The 18,688-nt window shown below is 61.9% G+C and carries 14 protein-coding genes and 1 pseudogene; 11 read left to right on the forward strand and 4 right to left on the reverse strand.

Annotated elements, in window-relative coordinates; all coding sequences use genetic code 11:
• Positions 1-54 precede the first annotated feature (54 nt).
• A complete protein-coding gene (locus MEBOL_RS29045) occupies positions 55-924 on the reverse strand; it encodes a DMT family transporter (RefSeq protein WP_179956317.1) in 870 nt (289 codons plus the stop codon).
• 212 nt (positions 925-1,136) lie between these two features.
• Between MEBOL_RS29045 and MEBOL_RS44160 the strand changes: the two genes are divergently transcribed.
• The 9 genes from MEBOL_RS44160 (at position 1,137) to MEBOL_RS29085 (ending at position 12,271) form a co-directional block, all read left to right on the forward strand.
• On the forward strand, positions 1,137-1,340 hold the full coding sequence (locus MEBOL_RS44160; RefSeq protein ID WP_425437652.1) for a transposase: 204 nt from the start codon (positions 1,137-1,139) through the stop codon (positions 1,338-1,340).
• Between the two features lie 384 nt (positions 1,341-1,724).
• Complete coding sequence (locus tag MEBOL_RS29060) at positions 1,725-2,408, forward strand: hypothetical protein (protein WP_483869365.1); 684 nt, start codon at positions 1,725-1,727, stop codon at positions 2,406-2,408.
• 408 nt (positions 2,409-2,816) lie between these two features.
• Positions 2,817-3,638 carry a small ribosomal subunit Rsm22 family protein gene (locus MEBOL_RS41435; protein WP_157775601.1) on the forward strand — a complete coding sequence of 274 codons (822 nt, stop codon included), beginning with the start codon at positions 2,817-2,819 and terminating at the stop codon, positions 3,636-3,638.
• 12 nt (positions 3,639-3,650) lie between these two features.
• Positions 3,651-4,748, forward strand: a complete 1,098-nt coding sequence (locus tag MEBOL_RS41440; protein ID WP_157775604.1) for an AAA family ATPase — start codon at positions 3,651-3,653, stop codon at positions 4,746-4,748.
• Entirely contained in the window at positions 4,748-6,958 is a 2,211-nt protein-coding gene (locus tag MEBOL_RS29065; protein ID WP_095983073.1) for an alpha-ketoglutarate-dependent dioxygenase AlkB, read from the forward strand. The genes MEBOL_RS41440 and MEBOL_RS29065 overlap by 1 nt, the downstream gene beginning before the upstream one ends.
• A 676-nt stretch (positions 6,959-7,634) precedes the next feature.
• Positions 7,635-8,840 (forward strand): IS701 family transposase, encoded by a 1,206-nt coding sequence (locus MEBOL_RS29070; RefSeq protein WP_095983074.1) that lies wholly within the window; start codon positions 7,635-7,637, stop codon positions 8,838-8,840.
• A gap of 532 nt (positions 8,841-9,372) precedes the next feature.
• On the forward strand, positions 9,373-10,251 hold the full coding sequence (locus MEBOL_RS29075) for a DUF6444 domain-containing protein (protein WP_157775607.1): 879 nt from the start codon (positions 9,373-9,375) through the stop codon (positions 10,249-10,251).
• A gap of 129 nt (positions 10,252-10,380) precedes the next feature.
• Positions 10,381-11,235, forward strand: coding sequence for a transposase family protein (locus tag MEBOL_RS29080; protein ID WP_245920165.1), 855 nt, complete (start codon positions 10,381-10,383; stop codon positions 11,233-11,235).
• Between the two features lie 238 nt (positions 11,236-11,473).
• Entirely contained in the window at positions 11,474-12,271 is a 798-nt protein-coding gene (locus MEBOL_RS29085) for an IS5 family transposase (protein ID WP_157775614.1), read from the forward strand.
• A gap of 197 nt (positions 12,272-12,468) precedes the next feature.
• Here MEBOL_RS29085 and MEBOL_RS29090 read toward each other — a convergent pair whose 3' ends face one another.
• A complete protein-coding gene (locus MEBOL_RS29090; RefSeq protein WP_095982807.1) occupies positions 12,469-13,782 on the reverse strand; it encodes an IS4 family transposase in 1,314 nt (437 codons plus the stop codon).
• A 261-nt stretch (positions 13,783-14,043) separates the two neighbouring features.
• Complete coding sequence (locus MEBOL_RS29095) at positions 14,044-15,357, reverse strand: ISAs1 family transposase (RefSeq protein WP_095980497.1); 1,314 nt, start codon at positions 15,355-15,357, stop codon at positions 14,044-14,046.
• A 237-nt stretch (positions 15,358-15,594) separates the two neighbouring features.
• Here MEBOL_RS29095 and MEBOL_RS29100 point away from each other — a divergent pair, with 237 nt between their 5' ends.
• Both MEBOL_RS29100 and tnpC read left to right on the forward strand, forming a co-directional pair.
• Positions 15,595-16,017, forward strand: a complete 423-nt coding sequence (locus MEBOL_RS29100) for a hypothetical protein (protein WP_170115611.1) — start codon at positions 15,595-15,597, stop codon at positions 16,015-16,017.
• Positions 16,018-16,215: 198 nt separating this feature from the next.
• Positions 16,216-16,950, forward strand: a pseudogene (gene tnpC / locus MEBOL_RS29105) (IS66 family transposase); the annotation flags it as partial.
• Positions 16,951-17,230: 280 nt separating this feature from the next.
• Here tnpC and MEBOL_RS29110 read toward each other — a convergent pair.
• Positions 17,231-18,550, reverse strand: coding sequence for a hypothetical protein (locus MEBOL_RS29110; RefSeq protein WP_095983076.1), 1,320 nt, complete (start codon positions 18,548-18,550; stop codon positions 17,231-17,233).
• Positions 18,551-18,688: the final 138 nt, after the last annotated feature.

Here is an 18,688-nt window from a genome sequence, read left to right on the forward strand (position 1 = left end):
TTCCCCCGGCCCCGAGCGCAAGCGGGGATTTGAGGGAAGGCGTCCATTTGTGGCTCAACCCCGTTCCACGGCCAGGGGAGGGGGGCCCTGGGGCGCGCGGGACTCGCTGGCCACCCAGACCCCGGCCGCGAGGACGATGGCCCCTCCGAGCAGGCCCGCCACGCCCAGCCGCTCGCCGAAGGCGATCCACCCCAGCACCGCGGCGGTCAGGGGCTCCAGGTAGGTGAGGGCGGAGGCGGAGGCGGCCGGCACCCGGCGCAGTCCAACGGTGAACACCGAGTTCCCCACGAGACCACACAGCAGGGCGCCCCCACCCACCCACAGCACGCGCGAGTCGAGCGCGGGGGGCAGCGCGTCCTGTCCGAACACCAACATCAGTGCCACGGCGGACAGGGGGGCATGCAGGGCGCTGATGGCCAGGGGCGAGAAAGCGCGCCCCGCTTCCTTGATGGCGAGCACGTTGGCCATGAAGAAGAGGGCGCTGCCTCCTCCGAGCAGGGCAGTCTGGGGACTGGCGAAACCGCCCTGGTGCACGCCCAGCAGCAGCGCGAGCCCGGCGAGTGTCAGGGGCGCCCCCATCAGGGCCCGGGCCGAGCGGCGCTCGCCAATCAAAACGGGGGCCGCGAGCGCGATGAACAGCGGGGCCAGGTAGTGGGTGAGGACTGCGACGGCGACGGGCCCGCGCTGGATGGCGGCGAAGAAGAGGGCGGCGTTGGCGGCGTCGCACACGGCCAGGACGGCGAGCGCGATCGTGGCGCGCCGGTCGCGGAAGGCCTCGCGGCGCAGCACGAAGGGCGCGGGCAGGGCCATGAAGAGCATGGAGAGCAGGGCGCTCTGCGGGCCGCTGAGGCCGGCGGGACGCAGGAAGAGGGACCAGCACCCCCAGAGCGCGGCTCCCGCCGCGACCATGAAAAAGGACTTCACGTGGACTCCTGACGCGGCCCGTCATGACGCGGTCCGGGCGCGGCGCCGGGGCAGCCTAACCGAGTGCCCGTGGGAATGCGGGAGCGTGTGTGGGGAGCCGCCTGCCCTCCAGTCGTCCGGGAGTTGCGCTACCCCTCCCATGCGACTCCTCTCTTGTGACTCCTTGCTTCTCAAGGGGGGGGAGGGCCCGCCAGCTCTCCCGCTAGTGAATGATGCGCCCACTGCCAGATGGCACCACGCACCTGCGTTTCACCGAGCTGGAGCTTTTACGGCGTGTAGCGTCCCTGGTTGCTCCACCTCAAGCAAACCTCACGAGATTCCACGGCGCCTTCGCTCCGGGCGCGCAACTCCAGCCATTTTCGCTCCCCCAAGCGGGGGGTCGCGCCGAAGCTGCAAGGGGCGGGCCCCGAGCCTGAGGCAGCGGCGAAGGCGGAAGAGAAGAAGGATCGGACGCCGCGAGTGGATGAGGCAGGGCTGCTGCGCAGGCGGTTCGCGCTGGACGTGTTCGCCTGTGTCCGGTGTGGAGGCAGGTGTTGGGTGCTGGAGTACCTGACGGCACCCGGTGGGGTGCGCGCCATTGTGGAGCACCTGGAGCCTACCCACGCGGCCTGCGAAGCTCGCCCCTGTGCAGGGGCTGCACGGAGGGCGTGGTGTTGAGAGCCAAGCCGCAATGGCCCACATGCCTAAGCCCCCTGCCTCGCCCGAGAGAGAAGCGCGGTGAGCGGGCGTGTGCCCGAAGAGGGATGCACGGCCGTCCACCGGCCTAGCGCACAGCTCGGCGGCACCCGTCCGCGGCTCTCCTGGGCCCCTCTGCTCCAGCCCTCACCCTCGCTACGGGCCTCCCATTCGTCCTATGCGTCAAGACGGCGCGGCTCTACACGGACCTGGGCCTGTTCACCACAGACCCGGACATCGGTGTGGACGTGGCGGACCTGCTCAACTTCCTCACCGGCATCGCGCGGCCCAAGTCCTTCCGCAAGCTCCTGGTGGCGCCCATCAACATTCGCGAGGGCCTGCATGAGGAGAGCCGCCGCACCATCGCCGCGCACTCGGCGGACAATCCCTCGCGCATCCAGCTCAAGATGAACGCGCTGGTGGATCCGGTGCTCATCCGCGCGCTCTACGACGCCTCTCGCGCGGGCGTGAAGGTGGAACTCAACATCTGGGGCATCTGCTGCCTGCGGCCGCAGGTGCTGCGCGTCGGAGATCATCCGGGTCGTCTCCTCGCTGGGCCGCTTCCTGGAGCACTCGCGCGTCTACCTCATCGAACGCGGTGGCGAGACGTGCTGCTAATCGGCTCGGCGGACCTCATGCCGCGCAACCTCGACCACCGCGTGGAGGCGCTTACGCCCGTGGAGGATCCGCCGCTTATCGCCCAGGTGGGCGACAACTGCGAGCGCTGCCTGGCGGAGAACACCCACGCATGGACGCTCAACGCGGAGGGCGAGTGGTTGCGCCGTTCCCGCGAGGGCGACAAGCGCTGAGCCCAGACGGAGCTCATGGACCGTGCGGTGCGCATGTCCCAGGCCTCCACCGGCCGGCCGCTTTGCGCCACCAATGTAGAAGGGAAACGCCGACTGCCTCTAACAAGGCGCATAAGATATGCTTCATGTGGACGCATTCGACCAATAGTTCAGGCCACCGCGAAGCTTGGTGCGATGGTGTCTGGCCCCATGCAGCCGACTGACCCGGCTGACGGTGTCGGGGCATTGCCCTGGGATGGTACTGCGCGCGTACGTGAAGCCGTCGTTATGAAAGATTCAAATAAGCACTTGCCGCATTACTTCTCAGGTGGCTTGTTCTTCGCTTGGCCCCCTGATAAACATGACTTTGGAGGTCATGTAAACTGGACTTGGCTGTAGGTTACGCTGGCAGACCAAAAGGGAGGACACATGCCCGGTCGGCCAGATTGGCTCGTAGCTTTAATCAATACCGAGGTTGATATTCGTATTAGAAATGATGCTCGAACGATGGCAGCACCGAATACATTTCTTGGCTATCCGAAAGACCGGATATTCCAAGAGGTGCTTGGTGGGGGACAAGCAGATTTCGATGCACCCATAGGCAAACTCACAGGAGAAGACCGCGCTTTGCTCTATGCAAAGTACAACCAATCACGGCATTTAGATGAACTAGGTGAAGCATTCGATCAGCTTTTCTCTATTACGAGCCGTGCAGGGCAGCCCACACTAATAGACTTAGGTTGTGGTCCATTCACCGCAGGCCTAGCACTTGCTGCAACTCTCAATAAAGCGCGCGCGTTTCGTTATCATGGGTTCGACCGCGCAGATTCAATGCGCGGACTCGGCGCACGATTCGCTGAAACTGCAAAACGACTTGGCGCATTCCACCCAAATGCGACATGGTCGTTTGGACAAAACCTCGACATACATGATTTTGGTAGGATTCGCGGAGATCTAACCCTTGTGGTTGCCTCATATCTACTCGCAAGCCCCACAGTGGATGTGGAATCTCTGGTAGGCTCAGTAGTCAACGCAGTTAATCGTATAGGACCTGGACCAGCAGCTGTTCTCTACACGAACAGCGCCAAACCGGGTCCCAATAAGAAGTATCCTAGTTTTAGCAAGGCACTTCGCGAAAGCGGTTTTGAGCTCAAGCGCGACCACGTTGAACTCTTCCAAAAGACTAAAAATCCCGCCGATTTGCGATACGCCCTTTTTTTTCGACCGGCAACCACTGTACTTAAGTTCTAAGAGTAAAATTCAATGAAACTACCGGCAGTGGACGATTTGATTGGGAAGCAATGGACCGTCTATGATTCCGCACCCGACAAGCCGTTGTTTGTCGCAGGCCCGCCTGGCTCAGGTAAAACAAGTCTTGCAGTACTTCGGGCGCAGTTTTTGTCTGGTCCCGAATTCAATCAAACGGTCGTACTCGTCACTAAAAATCGGATGCTTGCGGCGTTAGCAAAGGAACTCGGGAGTGCCCAATTCGACACTGTCACCATGAATAGCCTTGTTGCTGGCGACTACAGAAGGCGATTTAACGAGAATGTGCCAGGGTTCAGCTCATTTTTATATGAGTGGGAAGCCATACTGGACGACTACGCCAGCCTAAATGTCGAACCGCTGTTTGACCATATGGTGATTGACGAAGGCCAAAACCTGCCAATAGGTTTTTACTCCTGGGCGAGCAAATATGGAGCTAGGGTGTTGACTGTTTTTGCTGACGAGGATCAAGCCACGCATCCCGAGCGGTCGTCTTTGAGCGACATTGCCAACGCGACGGGCCTATCCGATCCGGTCAGACTTACCGACAATCACCGAAACACACCCGAAATCGCAGCCGTTGCAGAGCATTTTCACGTGTCTCAAATCCTCCCTCCCGCAGTAGTGCAGCGGCCAGCGGGTGGTGAAACGCCTAGATTAATCAGGATAAATTCGATTGACGATTTACCCAAGCGCGTTGCGACGCGTTACGCCAATCGAGGCGAGTCAATCGGAGTAATTGTATTTCGGAAACAGGATGCACACCAGATGCATTCGCGCCTAAATAAGCTATTGCCAACTGAGCGCGTAGACGTATATACAAGCGAAGCTAACAAGGGCGTTGAAAGTTCAATACGTCTGTTGGAACAAGGTGTAACCATTCTTACTGGTGAAGCTGTTATCGGTCTTGAGTTTGGTGTTGTTTATCTTCTTGACCTGCGTAGATCGCTTCCTTGCCGGAGTACTGGCGACCAACGTAGACTGTACATGCTCTGCGCACGCGCACGCGATGCACTTTTTTTGATAGACTATCCAGCATACCTAGGCCATGAGCAGCTCGCGGCACTACCTTCTCCCCCGGTGTTGATTCGCTAATGCCTAATTCGAACAAACAAATCGACCTGGCTATCACGATTCCTCAGAACGGCATGGGCACAAACACAACAACGCACAATCACCAAGTTAAGCTCGCCTTGACGCTAGACCACCGAGAGTGGCTCGGTTTTCTAGCGGACGAGTGGTGGCCGCTGAATTCCCCTGACAAATCCAGCCGGCTGGGCGTTGGTACGCCCAGAGATATTGCGGTGTCCGAGGATAAAATTACCGTGGTTGCCTGGATTGATTCAGCTCGGCTACCGCAAGTAGAGGTGTTGTCTTGGCGAGCCAATCAATGGCTCCGCGTGTCGCTCGCAGATGTGGGCGAAATCGACGAAGAAGTTGTCTGGCCAGGGCCGCTGCCATTATTTGCGGTATCATCTTTTTCTGTGGTGAATCAACTCGACAAGGCTAGGTTACTTGCAATGTCGAGAGGATTTTCGAATATCTCCGCGCCCACTCAGCCTATTCATGTTGAGCGATACAGTCTGAAAGTATCGACCGCACAGCAGCCGCCAGACCAAAAAGACCAGACCGCTTTTACACCAAGCCAAGACTGGAATTCAGATCGTGGCGCAGCAGCAATGGCTGTTTGGGCTGTGCCTGCGGTCGCGCCCTGGCTTGATGTACTTTGCGAATCACTTGATCTATCCACAGAAGGATTCACGGCGAATCGACTGGGAGCTGCATGGTGGAGCGAGCCACCATGGCGCTCAAGGCCTAGCAATGGTCGCGACGTGGATGCGCATAACATCACTTTTTGGCGCGCTACTGTCGATGTTCTAAGGGCAGTTCGCATGCGCGAAGCATGGCGTCCTCTTCAAGTTCTTGATGAAATTCGGGAACGCGCGCTGTCAAATGGCATCACCCGTTCGTCATTGGAGGAATTGGTATCCGAGACGCGGGAGCTTCTTAATGATGAGCGCACAGTACGTCTCGATCAGCGGCACTTCGGTGCTCTTGGGGCAGCACTTCAGTTAGTACTTTTGCGTCCAACTCCGGAACGCTTTATTACATGGACACACGAACTTCGTGCACTTCCCCCAGTTATTTGGTGGACCGGCGCAATGCTGTCTGGTCTTGTTCAAGGATACCGAGACCTTGAACCACGCTTTCGCGGAATGACAGAGGGTCGTTCGCTTTTGGCAATTCGTACATTGCAACTTTCGAACATAGAAACTGCGCGCATTGGTTGGCCGGGAGCGTCAACCGCAAAGCCAAAGTGGAGCCGTGAAGCAGGAAAAGTACGGCTCTATTGGGACGACAAAAACTGGGCCGAAAGATCCGAGAACAGCCGTGGCCGGTGGTTTGCGGCAAACCTCGAACAGCCCGACATCAGACGAGCTGCGATTGATGTGGCTCAGCATTTTTCACCAACTTGCCTGCGTCAAAGACTGCGCCTCAAGGACCAGCAACTAGCTATTCTGGGAGCAGGTGTGGTTCAGGTAGAAACAAAAGGGGCGCCGCTTCTCGTCATAAATGGGGCAATTGAACTGAATCTTCCAGTAGAAGCATCAATTACCACCGAAATCGATGATGATTCTTTTCGCCAGTGGCTTATTCATGAGGGCATCGTTGAGCGCTTGCCAGAACCTCCTCTTGTGGGTTCCACTCGTAAATTAGATGCAGGGCATCGTGATACAGTCCCAGGCCTTGTGTTTGTTCCAGACTTCATATCGGCAATAGAAGAAAGGGAAATTCTGGCCACAATCGATGCTGCTCCATGGCGTGACGACATGAAGCGCCGAGTTCAGCACTATGGATGGGCTTATAACTACAAAGCAAAGAAAGTGGAGCCCAAAGACCGCCTAGGTCCTCTTCCTGAGTGGGCCGAGCAAATTGGTGCGCGATTAGTAGAAAAAGGATTTGTCGAAGAGTTGCCTGATCAAGTTATTGTTAACGAGTATGTCGTAGGTCAAGGCATTTCAAAACATGTGGATTGCCCCTCCTGCTTTCGCGGCGCTATTGTGACCATTAGCTTGAGTGAATCATGGGAAATGTTCTTTTGGAGCCCTGAAGGTCGAAAAACTGTCCTTACACTAGATAGGCGTAGTGCGACAATTATTGGAGGGGACGCACGGGAAAAATGGAAACACGAGATCCCTAAACGCCTGAACGAGCCTTGGGGCCCTCGGGGTCGGCGAGTCTCACTAACGTTTCGCAAAGTTGATATCCACAGCCATAAAGCAAGGCATCCATCTTCTCGCTAGGTGTCATCCGCCAAGCTACAGAATAAAGAAGATTGAGTGATCGCGGTAGGGACGGCCCTTCGCCCCAGGACTCGGGCCGCCCCCCGCACAGATCCCAGCGGGCGCTGCTAGCGCACTGGGCTCTTGCCTCGGATGTTGACGTCAAGGCCGTACTGCTCCTCGACGTAGGCGGCAGGGCGCACTGGACACGCATTGTCCGGCGCTGTGTCCGGGGCGTGTTTTGCCCTCCCTCCTTCTCCCTGGCCAGACTCCTTCCCTCCACCACCTCCGCGGCCCTACTACTGGCTTTGTTCGGCGGCTTCGTCGGTACTACGAGTCTGTCTGACTTCCTCTGCCCGTTCATCATCGGCGTACGGCCACTGGCCTTCCCGATACGTCCCGCCCTACTTCCGGCGGGCGGACAGCGGATCTCCCGGTTCTCGCGCATGGAGTGTCCGTGCATGCGAGGGGTCTACGACCGCGCAGGACCGTCCCTGAACTCGCCTTGTCGTTCGTGGACATGTGGCCTTCCGCCTCGGTTAACACTACTGCGTCATGACTGAGCAGGAGGTGAAGGAGGGGCCTGTCTGCTCGCCTGGTCTTGGAAGTCAGGTGTGGACCCCTACCGCGAAAGTCGGCCGGTGCGTATTGATTGTGTCGTGAAGCCCATTCAGTGAGCCAGATGATGCGCACCTTCATGGACGCCCAGGGAGTTGAACGACTCGAGGCGTATTTCCAAAAGATTGGCGACGTCTTGGGCGGGGACAGTCGCCGAGGTTCCTTTGCCCTTTATGCCCTGGGCCTCCTGGGGGAGGGCGAGCGCAAGAGCGTCGAGCCCATTGCCGCGCGGGCCTGCCCCGACCCCGACAAGACCGAGGCCATGCACCAGCGCCTGCTTCACTTCGCTGTCAACTCCCGCTGGAGCGATCGGGAGGTTCGCCGAGAGGCCACTGGCTATGCCCTTGGCGCCATGACGCAGCGCGAGCCCATCGAGGCATGGATTGTCGACGACACCGGCTTTCTCAAGCAAGGCAAGCATTCGGTGGGCGTGCAGCGGCAATACACCGGCTCGGCGGGCAAAATCACCAACTGCCAGATTGGCGTCAGCCTCAGCCTCGCCACCCGCACCGAGCACCTCCCCATCGACTTCGAGCTGTACCTGCCCGAGTCCTGGGTCAATGACTCCGCTCGTCGTCAGGAGGCCCGAATCCCCGAGGAGGTGACTTTCAAGACAAAACCCCAGTTGGCTGTGCAGATGATTCGTCGAGCGATAGCGGACGGCGTTCCCAAAGGAGTCGCCCTGGCGGACTCCGCGTATGGCTCCTCCAGTGAGTTCCGCGCACAGGTGCGCTCCTTGGGGCTGCATTATGCAGTGGGTGTAGACCCCCAAACGGCCGTTTGCCTCCTCGACGACGAGGGACGCCCCCAGGGCGAGGCGATGAGCGTCAAGGACATGGCTTCGCACCTGCACGAGCGCGGAGGCTTTCGACGCTGCACCTGGCGCTGCGGCACCCGTGAGCCGCTCTGGGCGCGTTTCGCCTTGCGTCGTGTGATTGCCGCGGGAGTTCCCAAAAGCCAACAAGAACCGCTCTGGCTGCTCATTGAATGGCGCGAAGGTGAGTCCGAGCCGGCTAACTATTTCCTTGTTTCAGTGCCAGAGCGCATGAGTAAGAAACAGCTCATCCGTCTTGTCATGCAGCGCTGGCGAACCGAGCGCGTCTACGAGGACTTGAAGGGAGAGCTCGGGCTCGACCACTACGAGGGTCGGCGCTTTCCAGGTTGGCACCACCACGTCTCCGTCGCCCTGTGCTGCTACGCGTTCATCATCGCCGAACGCGCGCGGCATTTTCCCCCCTCGGCCCGAGGGGCGGGTGAAGCCCACGCGCAGCCGCTCCAGGCCTGAACGCCACTTTCACGACAGCTTCATCACCGCACGGCTTGCCATGGCCCGGGTGATTGCCACCTGGCTGCCTCGCTGTCCTTGCTGCCACCGCTCCAGCCCCCAGTTCCCCTCACGGCCCCTGGCTGGCATCCCCATTCATCTTTCGGGCCCCTGACGCAGTAGTGTTAACAGCGTCGGCATCCTGGAGTGGTTGATTTCGCGGCTCTATACCCTGCCTGCACATCCCCCTGTCAACGCTTCGCCTGCACCCTCACGGATGTCGACGCATGACTCGGGGCCATCGTGGGGGGCTAGCCCTTCGATGTACGACTCTTTCATTCGCTACTCCATGCCGGTTTATCCCGGCGCACTAACCGTTCACCGAGTCGGAGCTTGAGATTGGCGCGGGAGTGGCGTCGGCGGAGAACCTTGTGCCTGGGGGTTGCTGCGGATGCATGAGGACGCTGCTGGCCCGAGTGGAGAGCGAGCAGGGGGGAGTATGACCGCGCACGTCAAGCCGCGCGGAGTGACTCCCGACGTTATTCATCGCCACATGATGGAAGGAGACCCTCGAGACGCGCGCATCGCGGAGTTGGAAGAGCAGGTGGCCGCCAGAGACGCGCGCATCGCGGAACTGACGGCCCTGGTCGAGGCGCTCACTCGCCGAGTAGCGGAGTTGGAGGCCCGCCTGGGGCAGAACTCCACCAACTCCTCGAGACCGCCGTCGTCGGACCCGCTTGGAACGAAGCGAAAGCCAAGGCGGCCCGAAAAGCGCCGCCGCCCAGGCGGGCAGCCCGGCCACGAGCCCCACAAGCGGGAGTTGCTACCAGAAGAGCAAGTCGACCGTGTCGTCGACTTGCCACCGCCCAAGCAGTGCGAGCGCTGCGAGCACGAGCTGGAGGGCACGCGGCAGCAGGCGCTGCGGCACCAGGTGGTGGAAGTGCCACCGCTCAAGCCTGTCGTCACGGAGTACCGTTGCCATGGGCTGACGTGTGCACACTGTGGCACGTTGAATCGGGCCCTGCTTCCACCAGAAGTGGCTGGCCATGTGTTTGGCGCTCGCCTGTCGGCGCTGGTGTGCCTGCGGGTAGGCAAGTACCGGCTTTCCAAACGGCTGGTACAGGAGGCGCTGTCGGACTTGCTGGGAGTGCGCCTGTCGCTGGGTGCCGTCAGCAACCGGGAGCGGGAGATGAGCCAGGCCCTGGCGGCGCCCATGGAGCAGGCGGAGCGTTTCATCCGCGACCAGGAGCGGGCCATGGATGAGACGAGCTGGGTGGAGGGGCCAGGCTTGATTCAAAGTCCCACGGGAGAAGTTATCCCACCTGGACCTACGGAGGAGGTAAGGTGCCCGCGGACGGGACAAGGTGGCGCGAGCAGCGCGGGGCTGATCGCGTGGCACGAGCCCGAAACAGGCAGGACGCGGGCCAGTTGAGGCCGGTGGAGAGTGAAAGTGGGTAGGGAGAAAAACCGGGGCGGGAGAGCTGGCGGGCCCTCCACACCCCCTGAGAAGCAAGGAGAAGCGAGGAGACACAAGAGAGAAGACGCCTCGCCCGTGCAGGAGATGTTGACGCGGTTGGGAGTAACGTTCAAGCAGATAGTGGACCCAAGGGCCAGCCGCGGCAAGAGACACGAGTTGGGGGCGATGCTGTCGCTGCTGGTGCAAGGGCTGGCGACCGGAAGAAGAGTGCTGAGACAGGTAGAGGCGTTGGGTGCGGACTTGGTGCGCGAGGGGACAGGGCCAGCGGGATTGCGCGGACCGGTATCAGACACGACCTTGGACAGACTGCTCAGTCAGCTCAAGCCCGAGGGGTTGGACAAGGTGCTGCGGCAGTTGGTGCGGACGGCGCTCGAGCGGGGAGTGCTGCGTCAGGACAGGATGGCGGCGGGAGTGGTGTCGATTGACGGCAAGGCGGGGGAGAGCACGCGAGGACAAGCGCCCTGCGAGCCATGTCACACACTGAGAGACGAGCAGGGGCAAGAGTATTGGTACCCTTTCGCGCTGCGAGCGGCGCTCACCAGCAGCGGAGCGTGCCCGGTGCTCGACCAGATGATGCTGGAGGGCAAGCAAGGAGAGGCGACGGCCTTCCCCAAGCTGCTCAAGCGGGTGGTGGAGAAGTATGGAGAGCACTTCAAATACGTGACGGGGGACGCGGGGCTGACGAGCGCGGCGAACGCGAGAGCGGTGAGAGAGGCAGGCAAACATTATGTGTTCGCCGTGAAGGAGAACTTCCAGCGCTTGCATGACGTGATGTGGGTGGCGCTGGGGACAGCACCCGTACAGGTCAGGCCTGATCCAAAGTCCGAGAGGGAGGTTTTGAAGGGGGCGGGCCCGGGGGCAAGCCGTTTCAGGCAAGAGCGTGGCGTGCTCCCAGCAGGCGCTCGCGAGAGGAGCGCCTCGGGGAGGGCAACTGGCTGAGAGGGTGTTGAACTGGAGCAGAGGGATTCCCTAGCTCCAAGGTAGGGCGCTCAAGGCCAAAACAGTGCGTTCCTGCCCCTTGTGGCGATGTGTTCGTGGAATTTTTGTGACTCCGTAGTCGCTGCAGCCGCTGCCTTCGTCCGTTTTGTCCTCCTGCCGATGGATGACCGCGAAGGTAGTGGCGACCAGGTGACCGCGCAAGTTGCGCTTGGCACGAGAGTCCTTATCTCCCAAGGTCATGAGCGATCTTCCCATGCCCGATAGGCAGCGCTATCCCACGGACCTGACGGACAAACAATGGGCGCTGGTAGAACCCTTCGTCCGGGCCAGCCACTGTGGGCCCCAAGAGGTGCTACATCCACGGCGAGAAGTGGTCAACGCCATCCTGTACATCAAGCGCACGGGAGCGCAGTGGCGATACATGCCGCACGACTTGCCGGACTGGCGGATTGTCTATCACTACTTCGCGCGCTGGAAGAAGGATGGGACGTGGAAGAATCTCAACGATGAGTTGAGGCGAGAGGTGCGCACGAAGGAGGGACATGAGGAGGAGCCAACGGCGGGAGTCCTGGACAGCCAGAGCGTCAAGACGGTGCAAGAGGCGGAGACGAAGGGATATGACGCGGGAAAGAAAATCAAAGGCAGGAAGAGGCACCTGCTGGTTGATGCCCTGGGGCTGTTGCTCGTCTCATGGATAAGCACGGCGGATGTTCAGGACAGGGATGGCGCGCGGAAGGTGTTACCAGTGGCTGCACAGCAGTATCCCACGCTCAAGAAGACTTGGGTGGATGGCGGATATTCTGGGGAGCGTGTGCAGGCCGTGGCCACGAAGACAGGCATCAACGTCGAAGTGGTGAAGCGCTCAGACCAAGCGAAGGGCTTTGTTCTATTGCCCAAGCGATGGATAGTTGAGAGGACTTTCGGGTGGTTGAATCGCCAGCGGCGCTTGTCCAAGGACTACGAGCGTAAGGAGTCTTCATCCGAAGCGTTTATTCACATCAGTATGATCGACCTCATGTTGCGGAGGCTTGCCTGAGCGCTCCAGTTCAACACCCTCTGAGGACCACCCCTTTCAAGGTCGAATAGTGGCTCGCCACCTTTATGGTTTAGACAGGGCGGATGAGGGCGCATCAGTGAAGCTGGGCAGACCATCAGACATAGCCATGCCATGAAGCGCCCGGCGCTGCGGTGCTACTGGTCTCTTGCCTGCCTTGGTTGGCCTCCGTCTGCTGTTCAGGAGATTTTCTCGCCCTTGAGCACACGTGCTGTTGCCACATGCTTGCGCGCCACCTCTCCCGGTACATAGCCTTTCTTCACCTTCTTCTTGGCGGCGCGGGGATGTTTGCGCAATGTGGAAGGCTTCACCTTCTTCGCTAGCTCCAGCAGGAGCTCACTCAACTGCTCCGCGCTCCGTACCTCCTGTCCGCTCCAGTCCTCCGGCTCCACCACCATCATCATTCCTCCGTAAGCGAACTTCACTTCGGCGGCAATGTAATAGGTGGACACCTGCATATTGGCAGCCTCCAGGTCATGGCTGGCTTCCACCGCGGTTTTCACCACCGATAACACATTGTAGGCCAGTACCGCCACCCCAAAGGCCAGCAGCGCCGCTCGTGGTCTCCCCAAACTCCGCACCTCGCTCTCGAGCACGGCCTCCAACTCTCCAAACATCCCTTCAATCGTCCAGCGCTTCCTGTACAGCTGCGCTACCTCCACGGCGCTCAGTTTCTCCTCGGGCACGTTCGTGAGCAGCCGAATGGCTGTTTCCCCGTCTTCTGTTGGCTCCTCCAACTCCACTTCAATCCGTCTCAACTCCAACGGCTCTTCCCCCTCCACTCGCACTGCCTGCTCGTACACACGTCCCGCTGGCCCTCGGCCTACTTCCCTCCGCTCCCCCAGCGCGGTCGGATTGGGCGACACGCCGTGCTCTCGGATGATGAAGGCCGCTCTCTTTTCATGCACCGCGCGCAGAATCCGGCTCGTGGAGAAGTTCCTGTCCGCCAGCCACAATTCTCCCTCCCGCACTCGCTCCAACACCGGCCCCATCAACGCCCGCTCTTGTGCATGCGCGTCTTCAGCCGGCAGCACATCCACCACCAGGCTCAACTCCGGCGCATACACCACCAACGACTGTCCGGGCAGCGCAGCTCCTCGGAATTCTCTCAACGGTTTGAGCCGCTTCTCACTGGCGGGGAGGTGATTGCCATCCAAGACTCGCACCTGGTAACCCGCCGCCCACGGCCCCTGCTTCTTCATGGGCCGCACCACGGGCAACAACCTCTCCGCGCTCCCTTGCACCAGGGCTCGCACCACCTGGGGCTCGGTGTGATTGACTTTGTCGTAGAGCGCCGCCAGCGAGACGGTCAAGTCCGGGTCGGACTGCGCCGCGGCGTGCAGCGACGGTCGCAGTCCCAGCGCCACCACTCCCATCAAATCCACTACCGAGGAGAAGAGCAACTCGCGCGTGTACTGCTGCTCTCGGTTCGCTTCGAATACCTCATCAATCCATTGCGAACTCAGGGCATGCTCAAGCGTGCGGCGCACCATCACCGTGACGGGACTGCGCTGCGTGAAACGCTCCATGATTGCCTTCAAGGCCACGTTTGTTCCTCCGCGATGGGGCGCGAGGAATTTGCCTCGACCGTCCGGCTCCCCGGACCCACTTCCGCCCAGGTGGGCTTTCACCCTCCCACCTGACCGCTAGGGTAGCACCCTCCACATGACCTTGAAAGTGGTGCCTCTGAGGACGGACCCGCGAAGCCGAGGAGGTGGAGGCAGAGGAGGCCGGAGCCGGGCGCTGGCGGGCGCTCAGGCAAGCGTGGCCAGACTCTCCGGGAGCACCGCCAGGCCCAGCAAGCCTTGGTAGAGCACTTCCTGGCAGCGGGCATACGACACGGGCCGTCCATCCTTTGGCGGCAGGTGCGTACGCACCAGCGCCAACAGGTTGTAGGCCAGCAAGCGCAGCCAACTGAGCACCACCGGTGCTTGTCCTCTCAAGCTCGCCGAGCCCGTGTCTTCCTCCAACACCACGTCCGCCGTCCAATTCGGCCCGTTCTCTATTCCCCAATGCCCTCTCACCACCGTCAGCAGCTGCTGTCCGGACAACTCCCCGCTGGGGATGGAGGTGACAAACAATCTCGTTTCCACCTCGGACAAGCTCCCCTCCCGCTCCCGCCTGCTGCGCACCCACACCCATTGCTTCGCTTCGGGAAACTCTTCCGTCTCGGGCACTCGCACCGCTCTCACCTCTCGCTCCACCCACTCGCCTCGTGCTCGCTCTCGCACCGACACCTGCACGGGCGCTGTCCCCAACGCCACCCACATCATTGGGTAGAGCCGCTGGAAGTTCTCTTTCACCGCGAACAGGTAATGCTTGCCCGCCTCTCTCACCGCCTTCGCGTTCGCCGCACTCGTCAGCCCCGCGTCTCCCGTCACGTATTTGAAATGCTCTCCATACTTCTCCACCACCCTGCCCAGCAGCGTGGGGAAGGCCGTCGCCTCCCCTTGCTTGCCCTCCAGCATCATCTGGTCGAGCACCGGGCATGCCCTGCTGCTGGTGAGCGCTGCCCTGAGCGCGAAGGGGTACCAATACTCCTGCCCCTGCTCGTCCCGTAGCGTGTGGTTCGGCTCGCACGGCGCTTGTCCTCGCGTGCTCTCCCCCGCCTTGCCGTCAATCGACACCACTCCCGCTGCCATCCTGTCCTGCCGCAGGACTCCCTGCCTGAGCGCCGTCCGCACCGATTGCTGCAACACCTTGTCCAACCCCTCGGGCTCGAGCTGACTGAGCAGTCTATCCAAGGTCGTGTCCGACACAGGTCCGCGCAATCCCTCTGGCTCGGTCCCTTCGCGCACCAGGTCCGCACTCAACGCCTCTACCTGTCGCAGCACTCTTCTTCCCGTCGCCATCCCTTGCACCAACAGCGACAGTATCGACCCCAAACCATGCCTCTTGCCGCGGCTTGCCCGGGGGTCCACTATCTGCTTGAACGTGATTGCCAACCGCGTCATCATCCCCTGCACGGGCGAGGTGTCTTCTCTCTTGCGACTCCTCGCTTCTCCTTGCCGCTCAGGGGGTGTGGAGGGCCCGCCAGCTCTCCCGCCCCGGTTTTTCTCCCTGCCCATTTCCACTCTCCAAATGGCCCCAACTGGCCCGCGTCCTACCTGTGTCGGGCTCGTGCCACGCGATCAGCCCTGCGCCGCTCGCTTCTCCTCAGCCCGTGGGCGGGCACCTTACCTCGCCCGTAGGTCCAGGTGGGATAACTTCTCCCGTGGGACTTTGAATCAAGCCTGCCCGTACAGGTGACGGTGAGAGAGCGGGCGCGGGGCGAGTGGGTGGAGCGGCAGCTGAGAGCGACACGAGTGCCCGAGACAGAAGAGTTTCCAGAAGCGAGGCAATGGGTGTGGGTGCGCCGCACGCGGGAGCGGGAGGGGAAGTTGCCCGAGGTGGAGACACGGCTGTTTATAACGTCCGTACCTGGCGGGGAGTTGTCGGGAGAGCAGCTGCTCACGCTGGTGAGAGGGCATTGGGGAATAGAGAATGGGCCCAACTGGACGGCGGACGTCGTGCTGGAGGAAGACACGGGCTCGGCCAGCTTGCGTGGGCAGGCGCCCGTGGTGCTCAGTTGGCTGAGGCTGCTGGCCTACAATCTGCTGGCGCTGGTGCGCACGCACCTGCCCCCAAAAGACGGCAGGCTCGTTTCTTACGCTCGCACCCAGGAAGTGCTCTACCAGGGCTTGCTGGGCCTGGCGGTGCTGCCGGAGAGTCTGGCCGTACTTGCCTGAGCGCCCGCCAGCGCCCGGCTCCGGCCTCCTCTGCCTCCACCTCCTCGGCTTCGTGGGTCCGTCATCAGTCAGTTCCCCTCCCCGGGGCGCTCCTCGCGCGAGCGCCCTCTGGAAGAACGCTCCCCTTTTGCCTGAAACAGATTGTTCTCCCTTCACCCCTCTTCAAATCTTCCCTCTCGGACTTTGGATCAAGCCTGGGTGGAGGGGCGCGGACGGCGTGCGTGGCTGTGGCTGGTGGCCTGCGCACTGTTGGCCGTGTTCCGGATTGCCACCAGCCGAGGCAGTGAGGTGGCCAAGGGATTGCTGGGAGAGGATTTCGCCGGGATTCTCGGCTCGGACCGGTGGAGCGCGTACAACTGGTATGAGCAGGCACTTCGGCAACTGTGCTGGAGCCACCTGACGCGAGACTTCCAGGGATTCATTGACAGAGGCGGAGAGGGCGCACGAATAGGCCGGGAGCTCATGGAAGAGCGCGACCGGATGTTCAAGTGGTGGCACCGGGTGAGGGACGGGACGCTGACTCGTGCGGACTTCGAGCGGAAGATGAGGAGGGTGGAGCCCGAGGTGGAGCGGCTGCTCCGGGACGCCGCGGAGCATGCCGAGAAGAAGACGGCCGGCATGGCCAGGGAGATTCCCAAGTTGAGGCAGGCCCTGTGGACATTCGTCGAGGTGGAAGGCGTGGAGCCGACCAACAACTACGGGGAGCGGCTCCTCCGTCATGCGGTGCTCTATCGGAAGACGAGCTTTGGGACACAGTCACCTGAAGGGAGCCGTTTCGTGGAGCGGATATTGACGGCGGTAACAACGCTCGACTTACAGGGGCGCAACGTCCTGGAGTTCCTCACCGAATGCATGCGAGCACATCGACGCGGACTTCCCACTCCCTCCCTGCTCCCGGGCATGACCACCGCTCAAGCGGCACTCGCCGCCTGATTCGGTGAACGCTTACGACCGTCACAGGACTACGCTCCACGATTGCATCCAAGGCCATGCTCTTTCCTCCTCGAAAGGGCGAGGGCGCACTGAGCTTGACCATCCGAGAGCCTGGACCCACCTCTACCTGGATGGGCCTTCACGTTCCCACCTACCGCTATGGTAGCACCCTCCGCATGACCTTGAAAGTGGTGGGCCCCAGGAGCTCAGGGCTCGAGGGATCGCGGCGGAGCGCCCCGGTCCTCAGCACCCGCATGTCCATCCACGAGGCGCTGCTTGGCTAGTCACACTCGTACTTGAAGTCGCGGCGCACCGGGCCCTCGTCCAGGCCCGGCGTGCCCGAGTACTCCTCGTGCACGAGCCGCCCCTTTTCATCGCGCTCGTGGGTGCGCCGGGCATCCACGACGCCGTTCTGGTCGCTGTCCCACTCGTCGAGCCAGACGATCTTCGTGCCGCACAGGTACGTGAGCCGGCGGGTGGTGGTCAGGTACGTGGTCACCAACGGGTATTCGATGCCGGGGCCCGAGAGCTGGGTGTAGACCTTGCCGAGCCGCTCGAGCAGCAGCGGGCCCGAGGCGTCGTAATAGAAGGTCCGCACGAACTCGTGGCTGCGGTAATAGCCGCCGTATTTTTCCCAGCTTCGGAACACCCGGCGGGCCGCGTCGTGGGAAGTGACGGTGTATCGGCCATGCTCGAAGCCATGCTCCTGCTCGTCCACGAGGTTGCCCCGGTCGTCGTACAGGTTCGTGAAGCTCATGTGGTGGTCGTCGGTCCACGCGTTCTGTTTCACGTGGCCATTGGGCCAGTAGGTGAACGTCTCGCAGCGGGCGACTCTCAGGTCGCAGTCCGGCCGACTGTCGATCTCCACCAGCTGGCCCACCGCGTTGTAGTGGTAGACGATCGGGCCCTCCTGCCCGTTCGAGGTCTGGCGCTCGATGCGCTCGAGACGGCCATTCGCATCGCGGATGTAGCGGTCGTCGCGGGGCGGCTCGGAACCGCTGAACGTCTCGGTCCGCCGCGCGAGCCGGCCCGCGTCGTCATACGCCCACTCGATTTGGTCCCAGGAGCCCTCGGGGAACTCGAAGCGGCGGAGCGTTTCGTGGCCGTTCTTCCAGGTGTGGAGCTCGGTCTCTTGCAGCGTGCCATCCGGCCCGTAGCGGCGCCGCTCCAGCAGGCGGCTGTCGGCGTCGTAGCGGGCCACCTCGCGGTCGCCGTTGGCGAAGAGCGAGGTGCCCTCGCACGCCGTGGCGCGCACGGGCGGCACCTTTCCCTTCCAGGGCACACAGGCCACGGGCTCGAGGGTAGGGGAACCCTCCAGGCCCGCGCTCACGGGGGGGACCTCGCCCGGCGACGGCGGGGGCTGCACCACGGGCACCGTGGGCTCCTGAGTGGGCGTCTCGGGTTGCGTCGAGGGCTCACCCGGAGGAGGCACCTCACCCGTGGGGGGCGTGGACGCGGGCGGCTGGGCGGGCACGGGCGTGTCCGGGAAGGGCGCCGGGGCCTCGGGCGTGGGCTCTGACGTGGGCTCCTCGCGCGTCGCACCACACCCCACGAGTACCGCGCACACGCCCCACTTCATCAGCCCCCAGTGCTTGCGCATGCCCATCTCCCCTCCGGTTGGTTGGCCGGCAAGGTGTGCACGCGGAGTGTGAGCGCCAAAAGCGCCCGGCCGCTCGCCTGGGTACATGCCGGACGCTCGGCGACGGAAACGATACAGGGCGCGACTCCACGCGAGGTC

It is taken from the genome of Melittangium boletus DSM 14713 (genome assembly GCF_002305855.1).
Lineage (GTDB): Bacteria > Myxococcota > Myxococcia > Myxococcales > Myxococcaceae > Cystobacter > Cystobacter boletus.